This window comes from Paraburkholderia sp. CI2 (assembly GCF_014201055.1).
Taxonomy (GTDB): domain Bacteria; phylum Pseudomonadota; class Gammaproteobacteria; order Burkholderiales; family Burkholderiaceae; genus Paraburkholderia; species Paraburkholderia tuberum.
The window spans coordinates 175,399-196,829 of record NZ_JACHDL010000007.1; the positions used below are offsets into that span (position 1 = coordinate 175,399).

At 65.3% G+C, this 21,431-nt stretch carries 19 protein-coding genes; 10 read left to right on the plus strand and 9 right to left on the minus strand.

The window, feature by feature from the left end:
- Nucleotides 1–50 precede the first annotated feature (50 nt).
- From HDG32_RS12780 to HDG32_RS12795, 4 genes are read right to left on the minus strand one after another with little or no spacing between them, the layout of a single operon-like run.
- A complete protein-coding gene (locus HDG32_RS12780; protein WP_184067219.1) occupies nt 51–824 on the minus strand; it encodes a PqiC family protein in 774 nt (257 codons plus the stop codon).
- Nucleotides 821–2,482 carry an intermembrane transport protein PqiB gene (locus HDG32_RS12785; RefSeq protein ID WP_184067222.1) on the minus strand — a complete coding sequence of 554 codons (1,662 nt, stop codon included), beginning with the start codon at nt 2,480–2,482 and terminating at the stop codon, nt 821–823. The genes HDG32_RS12780 and HDG32_RS12785 overlap by 4 nt, the downstream gene beginning before the upstream one ends.
- Complete coding sequence (locus HDG32_RS12790) at nt 2,475–3,125, minus strand: paraquat-inducible protein A (protein ID WP_184034548.1); 651 nt, start codon at nt 3,123–3,125, stop codon at nt 2,475–2,477. Before HDG32_RS12790 ends, HDG32_RS12785 begins: the two co-directional genes overlap by 8 nt.
- A 7-nt stretch (nt 3,126–3,132) precedes the next feature.
- Nucleotides 3,133–3,921, minus strand: a complete 789-nt coding sequence (locus tag HDG32_RS12795; RefSeq protein ID WP_184067225.1) for a paraquat-inducible protein A — start codon at nt 3,919–3,921, stop codon at nt 3,133–3,135.
- A 450-nt stretch (nt 3,922–4,371) separates the two neighbouring features.
- Here HDG32_RS12795 and HDG32_RS12800 point away from each other — a divergent pair, with 450 nt between their 5' ends.
- The 4 genes from HDG32_RS12800 to HDG32_RS12815 all read left to right on the plus strand — a co-directional run bounded on the left by HDG32_RS12800 (nt 4,372) and on the right by HDG32_RS12815 (nt 7,732).
- Nucleotides 4,372–4,932, plus strand: coding sequence for a cytochrome b (locus HDG32_RS12800; protein WP_184067228.1), 561 nt, complete (start codon nt 4,372–4,374; stop codon nt 4,930–4,932).
- Between the two features lie 8 nt (nt 4,933–4,940).
- Entirely contained in the window at nt 4,941–5,504 is a 564-nt protein-coding gene (locus HDG32_RS12805) for a YceI family protein (protein WP_184067231.1), read from the plus strand.
- A gap of 111 nt (nt 5,505–5,615) precedes the next feature.
- Entirely contained in the window at nt 5,616–6,185 is a 570-nt protein-coding gene (locus tag HDG32_RS12810; protein ID WP_184034536.1) for a YceI family protein, read from the plus strand.
- Nucleotides 6,186–6,454: 269 nt separating this feature from the next.
- Complete coding sequence (locus HDG32_RS12815) at nt 6,455–7,732, plus strand: MFS transporter (RefSeq protein WP_184067234.1); 1,278 nt, start codon at nt 6,455–6,457, stop codon at nt 7,730–7,732.
- A gap of 114 nt (nt 7,733–7,846) precedes the next feature.
- On the opposite strand, the gene secF is transcribed toward HDG32_RS12815, so the two are convergent.
- From secF to queA, 5 genes are all read right to left on the minus strand, one after another.
- The gene (gene secF, locus HDG32_RS12820) at nt 7,847–8,797 is read right to left on the minus strand and encodes a protein translocase subunit SecF (RefSeq protein WP_184034530.1); all 951 of its coding nucleotides are present in this window, start codon (nt 8,795–8,797) and stop codon (nt 7,847–7,849) included.
- A gap of 18 nt (nt 8,798–8,815) precedes the next feature.
- Nucleotides 8,816–10,909 carry a protein translocase subunit SecD gene (gene secD, locus HDG32_RS12825; protein WP_184067237.1) on the minus strand — a complete coding sequence of 698 codons (2,094 nt, stop codon included), beginning with the start codon at nt 10,907–10,909 and terminating at the stop codon, nt 8,816–8,818.
- A 116-nt stretch (nt 10,910–11,025) separates the two neighbouring features.
- On the minus strand, nt 11,026–11,355 hold the full coding sequence (yajC, locus tag HDG32_RS12830) for a preprotein translocase subunit YajC (RefSeq protein ID WP_184034524.1): 330 nt from the start codon (nt 11,353–11,355) through the stop codon (nt 11,026–11,028).
- A 195-nt stretch (nt 11,356–11,550) separates the two neighbouring features.
- The gene (gene tgt, locus HDG32_RS12835) at nt 11,551–12,741 is read right to left on the minus strand and encodes a tRNA guanosine(34) transglycosylase Tgt (protein WP_184067240.1); all 1,191 of its coding nucleotides are present in this window, start codon (nt 12,739–12,741) and stop codon (nt 11,551–11,553) included.
- Nucleotides 12,742–12,855: 114 nt separating this feature from the next.
- Nucleotides 12,856–13,914, minus strand: a complete 1,059-nt coding sequence (queA, locus tag HDG32_RS12840; protein ID WP_184067244.1) for a tRNA preQ1(34) S-adenosylmethionine ribosyltransferase-isomerase QueA — start codon at nt 13,912–13,914, stop codon at nt 12,856–12,858.
- Nucleotides 13,915–14,103: 189 nt separating this feature from the next.
- Between queA and recG the strand changes: the two genes are divergently transcribed.
- The 6 genes from recG (at nt 14,104) to ubiA (ending at nt 21,376) form a co-directional block, all read left to right on the plus strand.
- Entirely contained in the window at nt 14,104–16,440 is a 2,337-nt protein-coding gene (gene recG / locus HDG32_RS12845) for an ATP-dependent DNA helicase RecG (RefSeq protein ID WP_184067247.1), read from the plus strand.
- Nucleotides 16,441–16,542: 102 nt separating this feature from the next.
- Nucleotides 16,543–17,502: a LysR substrate-binding domain-containing protein gene (locus HDG32_RS12850; protein WP_184067250.1), complete on the plus strand. Its 960-nt coding sequence runs from the start codon at nt 16,543–16,545 to the stop codon at nt 17,500–17,502.
- A gap of 410 nt (nt 17,503–17,912) precedes the next feature.
- Nucleotides 17,913–19,367: a catalase gene (locus HDG32_RS12855; RefSeq protein WP_184067253.1), complete on the plus strand. Its 1,455-nt coding sequence runs from the start codon at nt 17,913–17,915 to the stop codon at nt 19,365–19,367.
- Between the two features lie 96 nt (nt 19,368–19,463).
- Complete coding sequence (locus tag HDG32_RS12860; protein WP_184034506.1) at nt 19,464–19,628, plus strand: hypothetical protein; 165 nt, start codon at nt 19,464–19,466, stop codon at nt 19,626–19,628.
- A gap of 153 nt (nt 19,629–19,781) precedes the next feature.
- Nucleotides 19,782–20,279 carry a Dps family protein gene (locus HDG32_RS12865; RefSeq protein WP_184034504.1) on the plus strand — a complete coding sequence of 166 codons (498 nt, stop codon included), beginning with the start codon at nt 19,782–19,784 and terminating at the stop codon, nt 20,277–20,279.
- 233 nt (nt 20,280–20,512) lie between these two features.
- The gene (ubiA, locus tag HDG32_RS12870) at nt 20,513–21,376 is read left to right on the plus strand and encodes a 4-hydroxybenzoate octaprenyltransferase (RefSeq protein WP_184067256.1); all 864 of its coding nucleotides are present in this window, start codon (nt 20,513–20,515) and stop codon (nt 21,374–21,376) included.
- The last annotated feature ends 55 nt before the right edge of the window (nt 21,377–21,431 follow it).

A 21,431-nucleotide genomic window follows, 5' to 3' on the forward strand; every position in this document is an offset into this window, starting at 1 on the left:
GCTCAACACGCGTGTGCACGCGGGCACCGGGCTCGCGCCAGCCGGGCCTGTCAGGCGCCGGCTCCCGCGGCCGTTCCCGCCGAAGGACAGGGCGGCACGGCCGGCGCCGCGGCGGGTCTGGCCGAAGACGAAGGCCGGCCCGTCGTGTTCGTGGAAGCAACGGCCGTTGCCGCCATCGCGCGCACGCCCATCGCGATCTGTGTCGACACTTCCGCGAGCGCGCGCCGATGTCCATCGACGAGCGCGTCGTACCCGCCGCCAACCGTCTCGCTGACCACGCTGCGACAGGTCATCACCGCATTGCTGCGCACGGCCCGCACGCTCCACACCGCATCGATCAACGCATGCGAGCCGGGCCACGACTCGAAGCGCTGCACGTTCATGGCGATCCGGTACACGGCCGCGTCGTCGGGGTGCGCGGTGCCGAACGTATCGATGGTGCCGAGCTGCTGCGTCAGATTCGTCGACAGCGCGCGGCGGATTTCATCGCCGGGCAGCGACGCCCAACGCTCCTGTTCGAGCAACTGCACCTGAGTCGGCCCGGTCTGCACGACCAGCTGATTTCTCGCCACCTGCGGCGGCACGTTGACCGGCGCGACTTCGATCAGCCAGGCAGGCGCGGCGCTCGTGCGCGCGACGGCCGGCGCGGTGCCATGCGCGGCGGTGCTTGCGCTATCCGCGCCACCCAGCGTATAGAAACGGCTCGACGGCGACGAGCACGCCGCGATGGCGAGAGCCGCAGCCAGTGCGGTGCCGTACGCGACGCCGCGTACGGCACCGCGCACGAGCGAGCGCGGCGGACGGGGGAGCCGGGCAAACATCATGGTTTATCTCCTGATTTACCGCGCAACAGCGATTCGGGATGACGCTCGAGGTAGTCCGACAGCGCGTTCAGCGACTGCAACGTGCGCGTCAGTTCCTGCAACGCCTGATGAACGTCGGACTGCATCGGCGAATCCTGCTGCAAGGTTGCCTGGGCCGAACTGAAGGTCTGCTTCGCGGCCGTCAGCGTGTCGCGCGCCTGCGGCACGACTTCGTTGTCGAGACGCGAGAACAGCTGGTCGGCGTTCTTCAGCGCGGTGTTCAGATTCGCGCCGATCTGGTCGAACGGCACCTTGTCGAGCTTCTTCGCGATGTCGGCGACCTGCAGCTGCAATTCGTCGAGCGTGTTCGGAATGGTCGGCAGCTCGAACGGATCGGTCGTCACGTCGACCTTGGCCGGCGGCGCTTTCGGGAAGATATCGAGCGCCACGTACAGCTGGCTCGTGATCAGGTTGCCGGTGCGCAACTGGCCGCGCAGGCCGTGCCTGACGAGTTCCTGCAGCAGGTTCTCGCCGGCGAGCGTGCCCGGCTGCGGCGAGCTCTCGCGGAAGCGCTTGCCGAGGCGGTCCGGGTACAGGTTCATCGTGACCGGCATCGTGAAGCTCTGCGTCTTCGGATCGTAGTCGATGCCGATATTGGTCACCTGGCCGAGCACGATGCCGCGGAAATCGACCGGCGCGCCGATCGACAGCCCGCGCAGCGACTGGTTGAAGTTCATCACGACGCGCAAGGGCACGCCGTCTGGTTCGCGCATCGCGTCCGCTTCGTCCGAGCCGAGGCGGAAGGTCTGGTTGTTCGGCGCCTGCGGGCCCATGTTCTGGCCGGGCGGCGACTGGAAAGACAGACCGCCGACGATCACTGTCGCGAGCGACTGCGTATTCAGCTTGAAGCCGCTCGAATCGAGCCGCAGATCGACGCCGCTCGCATGCCACCAGCGCGTGTTGGTGCCGACGTACTGGTCGAACGGCGCCGACACGAACACCCGCATCGTCACGCCGGTGCCGTCCCTGTCGAGCGAGAAGCCGACCACCTGACCGACCTGCACGCGCCGGTAGAAGATCGGCGAGCCGATGTCGATCGAGCCGAGCGAATCGCCGTGCAGCGTGTACTGGTGGCCTTTCTGGTCGCCGGTGATGGGCGGCGGCGTTTCGAGGCCGACGAAGTTGCTCTCGCTTTCGGTCGAGCGGCCCGCGTCGGCGCCGATGTACGAACCCGACAGCAGCGTGGTCAGACCCGACACGCCGCTCGCGCCGACGCGCGGACGCACCACCCAGAAGCGCGAGTCCTTGACCGCGAACTTTCCGCCTTCCTTGGTCAACTGCACCTGCACGAGCACGTGCGACAGATCCTGCGACAGCGTGATCGTCTTCACCGCGCCCACGTCGACGTCCTTGTACTTGACCTTGGTCTTGCCCGGCTCGAGCCCTTCCGCGCTGATGAAGCTGATCGTGATCACGGGCCCGCGCTCGGTCACCGACCTGATCACGAGCGCGATGCCGATCAGCGCGGCAATCAGCGGAATCACCCAGACGAGCGACGGCAGCCAGCGGCTGCGTGGCTCGATCTCGGGGTCGGGCAGTTGGGGCGGCAGTCTGGGTCCGTTCGAATCGTTGCGCGGCGCGTCATCGGAAGCGGGCGTCGGTCCTTGCGGGCTAGTCATGGTCGAGATCCTGAGGTGTTGGGGTACGGCTTTCCACGGGGTCCCAGATGAGTCGTGGATCGAATTGCATGGAGGCCAGCATCGTCAGGATCACGACCGAGCCGAACGCGATCGCGCCCGGCCCGGCCGTGATCACGGCCAGCGATTTGAAACGCACGAGCGCCACGGTGAGCGTGACGACGAACACGTCGAGCATCGACCAGCGGCCGATCCGCTCGACCATCCGGTACAGCGTCGTGCGCTGTTGCGGACGCCAGCGCGAGCGGCGCTGAGCGGTGACGGTGAGCAGCACGAGCACCGAGAGCTTCAGCATCGGCACCAGGATGCTGGCGATGAACACGATCATCGCGAGCGGCCAGTCGCCGGAAGTCCAGAAATAGACGACGCCGCTCATGATGGTGTCGTCCTCGGAGCCGAGCAGCGACGACGTATGCATCACCGGCAGCAGATTCGCCGGGATATACAGCAGCGCCGCGGCGATCAGCAGTGCCCATGTGCGCATCAGGCTGTCGGGGTTGCGCGAGTGCAGATGCGCGCCGCAGCGGCCGCAGTGCTGCGGCGTGACCGAGCGGATGCGCGGTTCGACGCGCCCGCACGAATGGCAGGACAGCAGGCCCGCGCGTTTCGCGGTGACGTATTTCATCGTGGGCTCATCCTTCGCGCGGCGTGGGCGGCAAGCCGGGCGGGGTGCCGTCCGCCGTGCTGTTGGTTGTGCCACCAGCGCTGCCGCTGGTCGAGCCCGCGAGCGCGGACGGCGCCGGCGGACCGGCGAGCGAGCCGACCGCGACCGCCGCGCTGTCGTCCGACGTGCGCGGCAACGGCCGATCGCCGCTCGCGTCGATCTCGTCGGCGACATCCCACAGCACGCGCGGATCGAATGTGACGACGACCGCGAACATCAGCGTCAGCGCGCCGAACGCGAACAGCGCCGCCTCGGGAATCACGCGCGCGAGGCTCACCATCTTCACGATCGTGATCAGCACGCCGAGCATGAACACTTCGATCATGCCCCACGGCCGCACGAACTGGATCGCGCGCAGCACGCGATTGAAGTGCGCGGGCACGTAGCCGGCGCGTAGCGGCACCAGCACGTACAGCAGCGCGACGAGTTCGGTGAACGGAAAGAGGATCGTCGAGCAGAACACCATCACGGCGACGATCTCCATGTCCTCGCCCCACAGCGCGACGAGCGCGCCGAACAGCGTAGTCTGTGACGTGATGCCGTTGGTTTCGAGTTCGACGATCGGAAAGCCCTGCGCGATCACGAACGTGATCAGCGCGGCGAGCGTCAGTGCGCAGATCGCGTCGAGCTTGCGCGAGACGCCGCGATAGAGCGTCGCGCCGCAGCGCGGACAACGCGCGGCGACGCGCCCGACAAGCCGTGGCTTGCGGAACAGCGTATCGCATTCATGGCACGCGATCAGGTTGTCATGTTCCATGCGGCAGATGGGCTAACGACGTAGTGGCGGCGTGCAAGGCCTGCTCGTTTCGAGGGGTCGGACGGCGGTGAGCAGCAATAGTACCAAACGCGGCCTCGCGACCGACGCGAGCCGCGCGCGGCGCGGGGCGTGGCGCCGTCCCTCGCGCGCGCTGGTCCGGGCCTGAGATGGCGTCGCTTCGGGGACTTCCGTCCCCGAATCGTTCAACGCAAGGGCGGTGACGCGGCGCCTTGGGGCCATTGCAGCGCAAAATTCGGGCCCGTTCCGCCGACGCGCTCCAGCCAGCTTTTCGCGCTTGGGGTAGCATGGCGCCCGTGGCATGCCCGGCGGCCTTTTGTGGCGATGATGTCCGCCGCATCGGCCGCGCGTGCCGCGCCGATGCGCGGCGGTGATCGCGGAATAGCTGGCCGCGGCGCGCCGTTAACTTCTAACTGCCTGCGTTGATCTGTCATGACACTCAATCCATCGTTCGGTACCCGGGAGTCGTACACGCGGACCGCCATCGCGTTTCACTGGCTGATCGCACTGCTGATCGTCTGCGGCTTTGCGCTCGGCTGGGTGATGACCGACATCCCGGGCTTCACGCCCACCAAGCTGCGCTATTTCTCGTGGCACAAATGGATCGGCGTGACCGTGTTCGCGCTCGCGATCGTGCGCATCCTGTGGCGCGCGACCCACGCCTCGCCGCCGATGCCGCGCCGCATGCCCACCTGGCAGCGTGGCGCCGCGCATGTCACACATCTGTTGCTGTACGTGCTGATGATCGTGATTCCCGTGTCCGGCTATCTGTATAGCTCGGCGGCGAACGTGCCGGTCGTCTACCTCGGGCTGATTCCGCTGCCGCGAATCATCGCGCCCGATCCGCACCTGAAGGAAGTGCTGAAGAACCTGCACATCGCGTTGAATTACACGTTGCTCGTGCTGGTCGCGCTACACACCGCGGCGGCGCTCAAGCATCAATGGCTCGATCGCGACGGCCTGCTGTCGCGCATGCTCCCCTTCCTCAAATAAGGACAACCATGAAGGGTTCGTTTTATCGCTACATGCTGGCCGCGTTCGCAGCGGCGTCGCTGAGCGCCGCGGGCGCGGCGCTCGCGCAGGTCGACGTCGCGAAGAGTTCGGTGACGGCTACCTCGAAGCAGATGAACGTGCCGGTCGAAGGCAAGTTCAACAAGTTCACGGCGCAGGTCAGCTTCGATCCGGCCAAACCGACGGCCGGCAGCGCGCAGCTCGACATCGACGTCGCCAGCTACGATCTCGGCGACGAGAGCTACAACGAGCAGGTGCGCGGCAAGGAATGGTTCGACGCGAAGACCTTTCCGAGCGCGACGTTCGTGTCGAGCGCGATCGCGCCGGCCGGCGGCAGCCAGTTCAAGGTGACCGGTAAGCTGACCATCAAGGGCAAGTCGGAGACGGTCGTGGTGCCGGTCACGGTCGGCCAGCAGGGCGCGATGCAGACTTTCGACGGCGCGCTGCCGATCAAGCGCTCGCAATTCGACATCGGCACCGGCGAATGGAAGGACACATCGGTCGTCGCCGACGAGGTCGTGATCAAGTTTCATATCGTCGCCGCGCGCAAGTAACGCGCACGGCGTGCGCGAGGTCCGCCGCGCCACGTGGGGCGCGGCCGCTTTCCCACCGCAGGTTGCACCGCGATTTTCAACGCAAAACAGGAGCACGAATTGAAAACGTCCATATTGATCGCTGTTGGCGCGCTGGCTTCGTCGCTGTCGCTCGGCGCCTTCGCCGCCGATACCTATCTGCTTGATCCGATGCATACGTTTCCGAGCTTCGAGGCCGACCACTTTGGCGGTCTGTCGATCTGGCGCGGCAAATTCACGAAGACCACGGGAACGGTGACGCTCGATCGCGCGGCCAAAACCGGCACCGTCGACGTCACCGTCGATCCCGCTTCGGTGCAGACCGGCAACCCGAAGCTCGACGATCACCTGAGGGCCGCCGAGTTCTTCGACGTCGAGAAGTATCCGACCGTGACCTACAAGGGCACCGAGATCAAGTTCGACGGCGACAAGCCCGTCGAGGTGATCGGCACGCTGACGATTCGCGGCATCACGAAGCCGGTGAATCTGAAGATCGATTCGTTCAAGTGCATGCAGCACCCGGTCCTCAAGCGCGAAGTCTGCGGCGTCGAGGCGAGCACCGAATTCAATCGCGCCGATTACGGCATGGAGTTCGGCGCGAAGTACGGCTTCAGCATGCAGACGCGCCTGCATATCCAGTCGGAAGGTATCAAGCAGCAGTAGGGGCGCCGGCAGTTGTTGCGATTCGATCCGCGCTGCGCCGCAATACGAAAACCGCTTCGGTCGTTCACCGACGAAGCGGTTTTTTGTCGCCCGTTGCGAACGCCGCGGCCATGGTGGCGCGCCTCGGCCATTTGTCGCTCGCATCACTTTTATTTTTTCAGTTAAATAGAGCGCAAGCAGTCATGCCGGTGCTGCGCGTTGCCGGGATGGCCTGGGCGGACGTTATGCGTTCGTGTCGATAAATATTTCGCGCAGTACAGGAGATCTGGATGAATGCAACGACAGCAGCAAGCGTCGCGGGAAGCCGGCAGAATTCGTGGCGCGCGGTGGTGGCCGCCTCGATCGGCAACGCGCTCGAATGGTTCGATCTCGTGGTGTACGGCTTTTTCGCCGTGACCATCTCCAAGCTGTTTTTTCCGGCCGGCAACGACACCGTATCGCTGCTGCTCACGCTCGGCACGTTCGGCGTGTCATTCTTCATGCGGCCGCTCGGCGCGATCGTGATCGGCGCGTACTCGGACCGCGCCGGGCGCAAGGCGGCGCTCACGCTTTCCATCCTGCTGATGATGAGCGGCACGCTGATCATCGCGATTTTGCCGACCTACCAGAGCATCGGTCTCGCCGCGCCGCTGATCCTCGTGCTCGCGCGGCTGATGCAAGGCTTCTCGGCCGGCGGCGAATTCGGCAGCGCGACTGCGTTTCTCGCCGAGCACGTGCCGGGCCGGCGCGGCTTCTACGCGAGCTGGCAGATGGCGAGCCAGGGTCTGACGACGCTGCTCGCGGCCGGTTTCGGCGCGTTGCTGACCGGCCAGCTGTCGCCGGAACAGATGGCATCGTGGGGCTGGCGCGTGCCGTTCTTTTTCGGTCTGCTGATTGGGCCCGTTGCGTTCTACATCCGCACCAGGCTCGACGAGACGCCCGAATTCCTCGCCGCCGAAACGACGCAGACGCCGCTGCGCGATACGTTCGCGACGCAAAAGCTGCGGCTCGTGATCGCGATGGGCGTGGTGATCCTCGGGACCGTGTCCGCGTATCTGATGCTGTTCATGCCGACCTATGGCGTGCGGCAACTGGGGCTCGCGCCGTCGGTCGCGTTCTCGGCGATCGCGGTGACGGGTCTGATCCAGATGGTGTTCTCGCCCGTGGCCGGGCATTGGTCGGACCTGCATGGACGCACACGCATCATGCTGGGCGCGGCCGTGCTGCTGTTCGTGCTCGTCTATCCGGCGTTCGCGTTCCTGATCGCGCATCCGAGCTTCGGCACGCTGATCGTGTGGCAGATCGTGTTCGGTTTTCTCGTCAGCGGCTACTTCGGCGCGACGCCGGGACTGCTGTCGGAGATATTCCCGGTGCAGACGCGCACGACCGGCATGTCGCTCGCGTATAACATCGCGGTGACGATCTTCGGCGGCTTCGGGCCGTTCATCATCGCGTGGCTGATCAGCGCGACCGGTTCGAAGGCAGCGCCGAGCTACTACGTGATGTTTGCCGCGCTGCTGAGCATCGCGGCGCTGATCGGCGCACGGCGCAAGCTGGGGTTCCGCTAGGGCCTGAACAGGCCCTGGGAACGAGGCGGTAACGACGGCGTACGTAAACGCAAAAGGCCGGTTCGACAGAACCGGCCTTTTTTATTGTGCGCATCCTCAGCGGTTACGCGCGCATCAAACCTGGGCGCCCGCGTTCGGATCGTCCGGATCGACGCGTTCCTTCTTGTCCTTGATCAGGTCTTCGCGCTTGACGCCGAACCACATGGCAAGAGCCGCGGCGACGAACACCGACGAGTAGATACCGAACAGAATACCGACCGTCAGCGCGAGCGCGAAGTAGTGCAGCGTCGGGCCGCCGAACAGGAACATCGACAGCACCATCATCTGCGTACAGCCGTGCGTGATGACGGTTCGCGACATCGTGCTGGTGATTGCGTGGTTGATCACTTCGATCACGGTCATCTTGCGTTCGCGGCGGAAGGTTTCGCGAATCCGGTCGAAGATAACGACCGACTCGTTGACCGAATAGCCGAGCACCGCGAGCACCGCGGCCAGCACCGACAGCGAGAACTCCCACTGGAAGAACGCGAAGAAGCCGAGAATGATGACGACGTCGTGCAGGTTGGCGATCACGCCGGCGATCGCGTACTTCCATTCGAAGCGGAACGACAGGTAGATCACGATGCCGGCCACCACGCAGGCGAGCGCGAGCAGACCGTCGGTGGCGAGCTCCTTGCCGACCTGTGGACCGACGAACTCGACGCGCTGCAACTGCACTTCCGGCGTGTCGGCCTTCAGCGCGCCCATCACCTGGTCGCTCTGCTGCGCGGACGTGTAGCCCGTCTTCAGCGGCAGACGGATCAGTACGTCGCGCGAGGAGCCGAAGTTCTGCACCTGCGCGTCGGCATAGCCGAGCTTGCCGAGCGTGTTACGCACCGGGTCGAGCGGCACCGCGCCCGGATACTGCACCTCGATCACGGTACCGCCGGTGAATTCCACCGACAGATGCAGCCCGCGATGCACGAGGAAGAACACGGCGGCGAGGAAGGTGATCAGCGAGATCGCGTTGAAGATCAACGCGCGCTGCATGAACGGAATGTCTTTACGGAAACGGAAAAATTCCATGGTCTTGTTCTCCGGGACTCAGCGGGATGAACCCGGTTTATGCCGCGTCGAGTCATTCGACGTCGGCGTGCCCGGCGCATTGCGGCGGCGCACGGTCGGCTTCGCGCGACCCTTCGCGCCGGCCGCGGCCGGTGCCTTCGAGCTTGCCTTCGCGCTCGCCTTCGCCGTGGCGATGGCCTGCGCGGTGTCGGTCGCGGCGTCGCTGCCGCCGAGGGTGTTGCCGGCATATGCGGCCGAGCCTGCCGCCGCCGTTTGCGGACGCCACACCTGGCCGATGGACAGCGACTTCAGCTTCTTCTTGCCGCCGTACCAGAAGTTGACCAGGCCGCGCGAGAAGAACACCGCCGAGAACATCGACGTCAGAATGCCGATACAGTGGACGATCGCGAAGCCGCGCACCGGACCGGAGCCGAACGCGAGCAGCGCGAGGCCGGCGATCAGCGTGGTCACGTTCGAGTCGAGAATCGTCGCCCATGCATGCGCGTAGCCGTTCTGGATGGCCAGTTGCGGCGGCGCGCCGTGGCGCAGTTCCTCGCGCACGCGCTCGTTGATCAGCACGTTCGCGTCGATCGCCATACCGAGCGCGAGCGCGATAGCGGCGATCCCCGGCAGCGTGAGCGTGGCCTGCAGCATCGACAGCACCGCGACCAGCAGCAGCAGGTTCACGGACAGGCCGACCATCGAGATCACGCCGAACAGCATGTAGTACGCGCTCATGAATACGGCGATGGCCGCGAAGCCCCACACGACCGAGTGGAAGCCCTTCTTGATATTGTCGGCGCCGAGGCTCGGGCCGATCGTGCGTTCCTCGATGATTTCCATCGGCGCGGCGAGCGAACCGGCGCGCAGCAGCAGCGCGAGGTCGGCGGCCGCTTGCGGGGTCGGCTGGCCGGTGATCTGGAAGCGGTCGCCCAGTTCCGACTGAATGGTCGCGACGGTCAGCACTTCGCCCTTGCCGCGCTCGAACAGCACCATCGCCATTGGCTTGCCGATGTTGTCACGCGATACCGCGCGCACCGCGCGGCCGCCGGCCGAGTCGAGACGGATATTGACCGACGGACGCTGATGCTCGTCGAAGCCCGCCGACGCGTCGATGATGCGGTCGCCGGTGAAGATCACCTGCTTGCGCAGCAGCACCGGCGTCTGGTTGCCTTGCGTGAAGAGTTCATCGCCCGGCGGCACCGGCTCGTTCGGGTTCGGATGCGTGTTGACCGGATCGGCGAGGCGCGCTTCGAGCGTCGCCGTACGGCCGATGATGTCCTTCGCCTTCGCGGTGTCCTGCACGCCCGGCAGCTCGACGACGATGCGGTCCGTGCCCTGTTGCTGGATCACCGGCTCGGCCACGCCGAGTTCGTTCACGCGGTTATGCAGCGTCGTGATGTTCTGCTTGAGCGCGGCTTCCTGCACCGCGCGCTGCACGGCCGGCGTGAAGGTGCCGACGAGCTGCACGCCGCCGTCCGCGCCGGTGTTCGGCTGCGACGCCCACTGCAGTTCGCTGACGCTGCGGCCGAGCAGCTTGAGTGCCGCGTCCGCCGTGGCCTGGTCGGCCAGATTCACCACCACCGACTGGTTCACGCGATTCACGCCGCCGTCGCGCACGTTGTTGTCGCGCAGCAGCGTGCGCACGTCCGAGGCGTCCGAGTCGAGCTTCTTGTTCAGCGCGCCGGCCATGTCGACCTGCAGCAGGAAGTGCACACCGCCGCGCAGGTCGAGACCGAGGTACATCGGCAGCGCGCGCAGCGCGGTCATCCAGGTCGGCGACGCGCTTTGCAGGTTCAGTGCGACGACGTACTGCGGATCGTTCGGGTCGCTATTGAGCGACTTCTGCAGCAGGTCTTTCACGCGCAACTGCGTGTCCGTGTCCGTCAGGCGCACGCGGATGTTCGCGTTGTTCTGCGAGTTGTCGAACGTGATTGCGGTCGGCTTGATGTGATTGGCCGCGAGCGCGGCTTCGATCGACGCTAGCGTGGCGGCGTCGAGTCTGACCGTGGCCTTGCCGCTCGACACCTGCACCGCCGGCGCTTCGCCGTACAGATTGGGCAGCGTGTACACGAGGCCGATGACCAGAGCCACCAGCATCACGGCGTATTTCCAGAGGGGGTAGCGATTCATGAGTGGTCCAACGGGAAGGTTGGCTTGGATGCGATGCGTCCGGCGATGAGCGCGGGCCGTTCAGCGAACTGCCTGAACCGCCGGCGAGGCCGCACCGGACGCGGGGAGTGCAGGCCTTACAGCGACTTGATCGTGCCCTTCGGGAGAATTGTCGTGACCGACGCCTTTTGCACGGTGACTTCCGTGCCTTCCGAGATTTCGATGCCGACGTAGGCTTCGCCCACCTTCGTCACCTTGCCGACGATACCGCCGTTCGTCACGACTTCATCGCCCCTGGCCATCGCTGCGAGCATGTTGCGATGTTCCTTCTGACGCTTCATTTGCGGGCGAATCATGATGAAGTACAGCACGCCGAACATCAGGATCAGCGGCAGGAAGCTCATCAGGTTCGATTCGATACCACCTGCTGCTGCGCCTTGCGCGAAGGCATTGGAAATGAACGACACGTTGGTCTCTCCGTTATCAGTCAAACGATCAAAAAAATCAGCCGATTATTCTACCACCGGCCACACGCGCGCCGGCGCGGCGAATCGGCTTTGGGATCAACCGTTTAAAGGTCCGATTCGGGGCAAATTCAGCGGCCGGCGAAAGTAAATTGTAAGTTGTCCGCGTGCGGCATGCGCAATCCATGTGGCGGGCGGTCAGGACGACGGTTCGACGCCGCGCGCGCGGTCTTCGTGGAAACGCTTGCGGAATGTCTCGAACAGTTTCGCCTCGATCGCATCGCGCATTTCCTGCATCAGTTCCAGGTAGTAATGCAGGTTGTGGATCGTGTTCAGCTGCGCGCCGAGAATTTCGCCGACGCGATGCAGGTGGTGCAGATAGCCGCGCGTGAAGTTGCGGCAGGTGTAGCAGCCGCATTGCTCGTCGAGCGGGCGCAGCGAGTTCCTGTGCGTCGCGTTGCGGATCTTGATGTCGCCGAAACGCGTGAAGAGCCAGCCGTTGCGCGCGTTGCGCGTGGGCATCACGCAGTCGAACATGTCGATGCCGGCCGCGACGCCGGCCACCAGGTCTTCCGGCGTGCCGACGCCCATCAGGTAGTGCGGCTTGTCGGCCGGCAGCTTCGGGCCGATGTGGTTCAGGATCCGCATCATGTCTTCCTTCGGCTCGCCGACCGACAGACCGCCGATCGCGAGGCCGTGGAAGTTCTTCTCCGCGAGGCCGGCGAGCGACTCGTCGCGCAGATCCTCGAACATGCCGCCCTGCACGATGCCGAACAGTGCATTCGGATTGCCGAGGCGCTCGAATTCGTCGATCGAGCGTTGCGCCCAGCGCATCGACATGCGCATCGATTCGGCGGCTTCCGTGTGCGAGGTCGGGATGTTGTCGGTCGCGTACGGCGTGCATTCGTCGAACTGCATCACGATGTCCGAGTTCAGCAGCTTCTGGATCTGCATCGACACTTCCGGCGACAGGAACAGCCGGTCGCCGTTGATCGGCGACGCGAACGTGACGCCGTCCTCGGTGATCTTGCGCAGGTCGCCGAGCGAGAACACCTGGAAGCCGCCCGAGTCGGTCAGGATCGGCTTCTTCCAGCCCATGAAGCCGTGCAGGCCGCCGTGCGCCTCGATGGTTTCGAGGCCGGGTCGCAGCCACAGGTGAAACGTATTGCCGAGGATGATCTGCGCGTGCATTTCGTCGAGCTCGCGCGGCTGGACCGCCTTCACGGTGCCGTAGGTGCCGACCGGCATGAAGATCGGCGTCTCCACCACGCCGTGATTGAGCGTGACGCGGCCGCGGCGCGCGAGGCCGTCGGTGCCGAGCAGTTCGAATTTGAGGCCGTTCTCGGGGCGCTCGTGGGCAGACTGTTGCGAGGGATGACCAAGGGTCATGGGGATCACTCCTGGGCTACCGGAAAACAGTCCGGCGCAATCAATGAAAACCGCCACGAGGGATCGCGGCGACTAGGAAAACTGCCAATACGCTGAAGCAGTGCGCGAACCGGCTCATGCATCGCGCCGCGTGAGCAGCATCGCGTCACCGTAGCTGAAAAAACGATAGCGCTCGTCGATCGCATGACGGTACGCGGCGCGAATCGTCTCGACGCCCGCGAACGCCGACACCAGCATCAGCAGCGTAGATTTCGGCAAATGGAAGTTCGTGACCAGCCGGTCGACCACGCGGAACCGGTAGCCCGGCGTGATGAAGATGTCGGTTTCCGCGCTCGCCGCGCCGAGCGGATGGCCGGCGGCTTCGGCGTCGCGCGCGGCGGCTTCGAGCGCGCGCATCGACGTTGTGCCGACCGCGATCACGCGGTTGCCGCGCGCATTGGTCGCGGCGATCTTGTCCGCGAGCGCTTGCGGCAGGTGATACCACTCGCTGTGCATCTTGTGCTCGGCGATGTTTTCGACGCGCACCGGCTGAAACGTGCCCGCGCCGACGTGCAGCGTCAGCGTCGCGCGGTCGATGCCGAGGGCGTCGAGCCGGGCGAGCAGCGTGTCGTCGAAGTGCAGGCCGGCGGTCGGCGCGGCGACCGCGCCCGGGTTCTGCGCGAATACGGTCTGATAGCGGGTTTCGTCGGTCGCGTCGGGGGCGTGCTCGATGTACGGCGGTAGCGGCAGACGGCCGTACTGCTCGATCAGCGTCAGGCAGTCGTCGGGGAAACGCAGCGTGTAGAACTGATCGACGCGCTCGCCGACGGTGACGTCGAACGCATCCGCGAGACGGATCGTCGTGCCCGCCTGCGGGCTCTTGCTCGCCCGGATCTGCGCGAGCGCGCTGCGCTCGCCAGTCAGGCGCTCGACCAGCACTTCGATCTTGCCGCCGCTCGACTTCTGGCCGAAGAAGCGCGCCTTCAGCACTTTGGTATCGTTGAAGACGAGCAGATCGCCCGGCGCGAGGCACTCGGGCAGTTCGGTGAAGCGGCGGTCGAGCAGGCGCGCGGCGCCGTCGGCGGCGCCTGCGGCGTCCACGTCGAGCAGACGGCTTGCGCTGCGCTCGGGCAGCGCGACTTGCGCGATCAGCTCGGGCGGCAGATCGAAATCGAAATCGGAAAGCGTAAACATGCGAACGACTGGAAGCGGGTTGGGACTGATTTGGGACTGAATTGAGCCGAAGCCGGAGCCGGGCGGCTATGATGGCGGGACGCCGAAGCGGCCCGCGCGCTTTGTGCCGCATCCTGCCTACGCTGGACGCGCGAAGGGCGGCACGACTTCTTTTCGACAGCACCCGATATTGTACTTGCGAAGCAGCCTATGCCTTTGTCCGACCGCCGATCGTCCGTTGCCACCCTCGAAGCGGGCGCCGAACCGCGGCGCCGCGGTGCGCGGGCGGAGGCGGGGGAGCGGGATGCGGCGGAAGATGGCGCGCAAGGCGGCATGATGTCCGCCGGCCACGATGCCGGGCGCGACGGCGACAAGCCCGGCGGCCACGCGGGCGACCCGCCGGATCAATTCGCCGCCGACCGCGCGAGCGACGACAAACCCGCCGCCAAAACCAAAGGCGCGGCAAAAGCTGCCGCCAAAGCCCCGGTCAAAACCGCCGACAAGCTCGCCAAACTCGGCCTCACACGCGACATCGACCTCGTGCTGCATCTGCCGATGCGCTACGAAGACGAAACCTCGCTGACGCCGATCGGTCACTTGCTGCCCGGCGGCATCGCGCAAGCCGAAGGCGTGGTGTTCGACAATGAGATCGCCTATCGCCCGCGCCGGCAGCTGCTCGTGAAGCTGCGCGACGCCGACGGCGACGAACTCGTGCTGCGCTTTCTGAATTTCTACGGCTCGCAGGTCAAGCAGATGGCGCCCGGCGCGCGCCTGCGCGTGCGCGGCGACGTGCGGGGCGGCTTCTTCGGCATGGAGATGGTGCATCCGACCGTGCGCGTCGTCGATGAAGACACGCCGCTGCCGCAGGCGCTGACGCCGGTCTATCCGAGCACCGCGGGCGTGTCGCAGGCGTATCTGCGCAAGGCGATCGACAACGCGCTCGCGCGCACGTCGCTGCCGGAGTTGCTGCCCGCGCCGGTCGCGCGCGCGTTTCTCGAACCGCTCGGCGTGCCGGCGCTGATGGACGCGGTGCGCACGCTGCATCATCCGGGCCCGCAGTCGGACGAAACGGCGCTGATCGACGGCACGCATCCGGCCTGGGTGCGCATCAAGTTCGAGGAGCTGCTCGCGCAGCAGATGTCGCTGAAGCGCGCGCACGACGAGCGGCGCACGCGCGCCGCGCCGGCCATGCCGCGCCGCAAGCTCGGCGACGAATCGGCGCTGGTCGCGCGGCTGCTGAAGGCGCTGCCGTTTTCGCTGACGACCGCGCAGCAGCGCGTCGGCGGCGAGATCGCGCTCGACCTGACGCAGCCGCATCCGATGCAGCGGCTGTTGCAGGGCGACGTCGGCAGCGGCAAGACGATCGTCGCGGCGCTCGCCGCCGCGCAGGCGATCGACGCCGGCTACCAGGCCGCGCTGATGGCGCCGACCGAAATTCTCGCCGAGCAGCACGCGCGCAAATTGCGCGGCTGGCTCGAGCCGCTCGGCGTGAATGTCGCGTGGCTCGCGGGCAGTCTGAAGACGAAGGAGAAGCGCGCCGCGATCGAAGCGGCCGCGCTCGGCACCGCGCAGCTCGTGATCGGCACGCACGCGATCATCCAGGACGCGGTCGAGTTCGCGCGCCTCGGACTCGTGATCGTGGACGAGCAGCATCGCTTCGGCGTCGCGCAACGGCTCGCGTTGCGCGCGAAGGCGCAGGGCGCCGCCGACGGCGCGGCCGACTTCCAGCCGCATCAACTCATGATGTCCGCGACGCCGATTCCGCGCACACTCGCCATGACCTACTACGCGGACCTCGACGTCTCCACGATCGACGAACTGCCGCCCGGCCGCACCCCGATCCTCACGAAGCTCGTGTCCGACGCGCGCCGCGAAGAGGTGATCGGCCGCGTGCGCGAGGCGGCGTTGACGGGGCGCCAGGTGTACTGGGTGTGTCCGCTGATCGAGGAAAGCGAGACCCTGCAGTTGCAAACCGCGGTCGAGACCTACGAGACGCTGGTGGCCGCGCTGCCCGAGCTGAAGGTCGGGCTGGTGCACGGGCGCCTCGCGCCCGCCGAAAAGGCCACGGTGATGGACGCGTTCTCGCGCAACGAGATCCAGCTGCTGGTCGCGACCACGGTGATCGAAGTCGGCGTCGACGTGCCGAACGCATCGTTGATGGTGATCGAGCATGCGGAGCGCTTCGGTCTCGCGCAGCTGCATCAGTTGCGCGGACGCGTGGGGCGCGGCAGCGCCGCGTCGGTCTGCGTGCTGCTCTACACCGGACCGCTGTCGATGACCGCCCGCGCGCGCCTGCAAACGATGCGCGAAACCACCGACGGCTTCGAGATTGCCCGCCGCGACCTCGAAATCCGCGGGCCTGGCGAGTTCCTCGGCGCGCGGCAGTCAGGCGCCGCGATGCTGCGTTTCGCCGACCTGCAGAACGATCAGCACCTCATCGAGCCGGCGCGCGAAGCCGCCGCGACGCTGCTCGACCAATATCCGGACGTGGTCATTCAGCATCTGGCGCGCTGGCTCGGCGCGCGCGAGCAGTATCTGAAGGCCTGAGCGCCGTCCCCGCCGCAAGCACAACGGCTAAAAAGTTGGCGAACCGACCCTATAGGTGTATAACTAGAACCTATCGAATCCATCGGACTGATTGATCCCCGAATGACGCTCACCGAATTGAAATACATCGTGGCGGTGGCCCGCGAGCGGCACTTCGGCCGTGCCGCCGAAGCGTGTTTCGTCAGCCAGCCCACGCTGTCCGTCGCCATCAAGAAGCTCGAAGACGAGCTGAACGTGCAGATTTTCGAGCGCGGCACCAGCGAGGTCAGCGTGACGCCGATCGGCGAACAGATCGTTACGCAGGCGCAACGCGTGCTCGAGCAGACGCTCGCGATCAAGGAAATCGCCAAGCAGGGCAAGGACCCGCTGCTCGGTCCGCTGCGCCTCGGCGTGATTTACACCATCGGGCCGTACCTGCTGCCGACGCTCGTCAAGCAGATGATCCAGCGCGTGCCGCAAATGCCGCTGATGCTGCAGGAAAACTACACGCTGAAGCTGATCGAGCTGCTCAAGCAGGGCGAAATCGACGTGGCGATCATGGCGCTGCCGTTTCCCGAAACCGGGCTGATGTTGCGTCCGCTGTACGACGAGCCGTTCGTCGTCGCGCTGCCGTCCGGCCACGCATGGGAAAGCCGCCCGAAGATCGACCCCGACGACCTGAAGCAGGAAACCATGCTGCTGCTCGGCAGCGGTCACTGCTTCCGCGATCACGTGCTCGGCGTGTGTCCCGAGCTGATGCGCTTTTCGCAGAACGCCGACGGCATCCAGAAGACCTTCGAGGGCTCGTCGCTCGAAACGATTCGTCATATGGTCGCAAGCGGCGTCGGCATTACCGTGCTGCCGCGCATGTCGGTGCACGAGGTCAAGCCACATGCGGGCGGTATCGACGCGGGCCTGCTCAGCTATGTCGCGTTCGACGAGCCGGTGCCCGATCGCCGCGTCGTGCTGGCATGGCGCAAGAGCTTCACGCGCATGCCCGCGATCGACGCGATCTGCGACGCAGTCGCCGCGTGCGACCTGCCGGGCGTCAAAAAGCTCGATCTGCCCGCCGCCGTCAACTGACTCGCCATCATCCGCAGCCGCGCCGGACACCGGTGCGGCCTGCCGCAAAAAGGGCGCAAGCCCTATCGAATAGATTAAATTAATCAAATAAGAATATTCGATAGATGTTGCTATAGTTTCCTCAAGGGATCGCCCGATCCCCTTATTCGATAAGGCTCAGCGCCCAGACTCCGAGTCGGGGCGCGAGACAAGCCAGGAGGAAAACACCATGCAAGCGCCTTCACAGCCCATCCACGCTTTTCCCGCGCAACCGGCCACGACGGCCGCCGCGCCGAGTATCCGTACGGTCGCCGTGTCGTTGCTGGCCGACCGGGTGCTGGCCGCCTGACGCGCCTACCCGTGACGGCGTCCGTCGCGCATGGATGCCGCATGCTTTTCCCCGATTCGATAGAAACCACGCAGGAGTGCCCATGTCCGAACGTAAGCTCACCAATGCCGCCGGCGCGCCCGTCGCCGATAACCAGAACTCGATGACCGCCGGCCCGCGTGGCCCCGTGGTGCTGCAGGACGTCTGGCTGCTCGAAAAGCTCGCGCACTTCGATCGCGAAGTGATTCCCGAGCGGCGCGTTCACGCGAAGGGTTCGGGCGCGTTCGGCACGCTGACGGTGACGCACGACATTTCGCGCTACACGAAGGCGAAGGTGTTCGCGCAGGTCGGCCAGGAAACGCCGCTTTTCATGCGCTTTTCGACGGTGGCCGGCGAGCGTGGCGCGGCCGACGCCGAGCGCGACGTGCGCGGCTTCTCGATCAAGTTCTACACCGGGGAAGGCAACTGGGACGTGGTCGGCAACAACACGCCGGTGTTCTTCATTCGCGATCCGCTCAAGTTTCCGGACTTCATTCATACGCAGAAGCGTGATCCGTACACGAATCTGCGCAGCAACGTCGCCGCGTGGGACTTCTGGTCGAGTCATCCGGAGTCGCTGCATCAGGTGACGATTCTGATGAGCGATCGCGGCATTCCGAAGAACTACCGGCAGATGCACGGCTTCGGCTCGCACACGTACTCGTTCATCAACGCGAGCAACGAGCGTTTCTGGGTCAAGTTCCACTTCAAGTCGCTGCAAGGCATCGAGAACTTCACCGACGCCGATGCCGCGCAGGTAGTCGCCAATGACCGCGAAAGCGCGCAGCGCGATCTGGTGAACAGCATCGACGCGGGCAACTTTCCGAAGTGGCGCTTCGCAATTCAGGTGATGCCGGAAGCGGATGCGGCGAACTACCGCTTCAATCCGTTCGACATCACGAAGGTGTGGTCGCAGAAGGACTATCCGTTGATCGACGTCGGCACGCTCGAACTGAATCGCAACGCGGCGAACTATTTCGCGGACGTCGAGCAGGCGGCGTTCACGCCGGCGAACGTGGTGCCGGGCATCGGATTTTCGCCGGACCGTCTATTGCAGGGGCGGCTGTTCTCGTACGGCGATACGCAGCGTTACCGGCTCGGCATCAATCATCACCAGATTCCGGTGAATGCGCCGCGCGTGCCGAACCCGCATTCGTTTCATCGCGATGGCGCGCTGCGCACCGACGGCAATCGCGGCGGCAACGTGAATTACGAGCCGAATCGCTTCGGCGACTTCGTGCAGGACGCGAACGCGTCCGAGCCGCCGCTCGCGGCGGGCGCGGTCGCGCGTTACGAGCATCGCGAGGACGACGACTACTACACGCAGCCGCGCATGTTGTTCGCGCTGTTCGACGACGCGCAACGTGAGCGTCTATTCGGCAATATCGCGCGACATATCGACGGCGTGCCGCGGGAGATCGTCGCGCGTCAGATCGAGCATTTCCGCCGCGCCGATCCGGCTTACGCGGAAGGTGTGATCGCGGCGCTCGCCGCGTTGCGGGAAGGCAGGAACCGCTAGGCGTCATATACGCGGCGGATGGTAAAGCAGTGGCAAAGTAATCGACGGCGCGGCGCATTGCTGCGGTCCGTCACGAGGCGAACCCGGAGTACGATCATGATTCGGATGATGATGGCGAGCATTGGCGGTCGGGCCGCCGCGCCGAGCATGCAGGCGCAATGGCAGGCGTTGATGTTTCGCAAGGCGCTGGGTTTTGCGATCGTCGCGAGCGGCTTTGCGGTAATCGCCGCGCAGGCGTTGCAACACGCGCTGGGCGGCTGAGCGCAGTACCGCCAGAATGGCTGTGCAGCAAGGCTCTCGGGCACGCGTTGCGCAACCCTTGCGGCATTCACGCTACACTGTCGAACGTTTTATTCGTGTTTTCGCTGACCGTCATCTGCCGACCGGTTCGTATCACTCTTCAAAGGAGTCATCATGGCCAAGAAAGAAGCCGCCGCAGCAGTACAGCACGTCAACATCGGGATCAGCGACAAGGATCGCAAGAAGATCGCCGAAGGGCTGTCGCGTCTGCTCGCCGACACCTACACGCTGTACCTGAAGACCCACAACTTCCACTGGAACGTCACGGGTCCGATGTTCAATACGCTGCACCTGATGTTCGAAACGCAGTACAACGAACTCGCGCTCGCGGTCGACTCGATCGCCGAACGCATCCGTGCATTGGGTGTGCATGCGCCGGGCAGCTACAAGGATTTCGCGAAGCTGTCGTCGATCCCCGAAGCGGACGGCGTGCCGGCCGCGGAAGACATGATCCGTCAGCTGGTCGAAGGTCAGGAAGCGGTGGTGCGCACCGCGCGCGCGATTTTCCCGTCGACGGAAGCCGCCAACGACGAGCCGACCGCCGACCTGCTCACGCAACGCATGCAGACACACGAAAAGACCGCATGGATGCTGCGCTCGCTGCTCGCCTGATTTGGCGCAACTGAGCCGGTCGAGTCGAGTCCGATGCCGGCGCCGGCATCGCCCGCGCCGTGCTAAAAACGCACAAGCCTCCCTGCACGGGAGGCTTTGTTTTTTGCGCCGCTGCCGCACGACGCACAGATTCGAGCGCGTGGCACTTCGATACGCGACCGCGCGAATCCTGGGCCGCCGTGTGCTTCCCGTAAAATAGGCGCACCGTGTTCGCACTTCACCGAATTCGTCCCATGTTCGCCCGACTTCCCCTGTATCTGCGCCTCGTGCGCATGGACAAGCCGATCGGCAGCCTGCTGCTGCTGTGGCCGACGCTCAACGCACTGTGGATCGCGTCCGGCGGTCATCCGTCGTGGCAATTGATGGTGATCTTCACGCTCGGCACGGTGCTGATGCGCTCGGCCGGCTGCGCGATCAACGACTACGCGGACCGCGATTTCGACCGTCACGTGAAGCGCACCGAGAACCGGCCGATCACGTCCGGCAAGATCAATGCGTGGGAAGCGGTCGGGTTGGCAACCGTGCTGTCGCTGGTCGCGTTTCTACTGATTCAGCCGCTCAATGCATTGACCAGGGAGTTGTCGGTGGTCGCGCTGTTCGTCGCCGGCACGTATCCGTTCATGAAGCGCTTCTTCGCGATTCCGCAGGCGTATCTGGGCATCGCGTTCGGCTTCGGTATTCCGATGGCGTTCGCCGCTGTGCAGGATCACGTGCCGCTGCTCGCGTGGGTGATGCTGGTCGCGAATATCTTCTGGGCCGTTGCGTACGACACCGAATACGCGATGGTCGATCGCGACGACGACATCAAGATCGGCATCCGGACGTCGGCGCTGACGTTCGGCCGTTTCGACGTGGCCGCGGTCATGCTGTGCTATGCGGTGACGCTCGGGATTTACGTCGGCATCGGCGTGACGCTCGGGTTTGGTCCGCTGTACTGGCTCGGCTGGGCGGTCGCGGTGGGTTGCGCGATCTATCACTACACGCTGATCCGCCATCGCGAGCGCATGCCGTGCTTTGCCGCGTTCCGTCACAACAACTGGCTCGGCGGCGCGTTGTTCGCGGGGATCGCCGCGCATTACGTGGTGGCTTCGTTTTAATTCGCGTCAGCGCTTTTCTGGCTTCAGACCGCTGCGTTTCTACACGCCGTAGGCG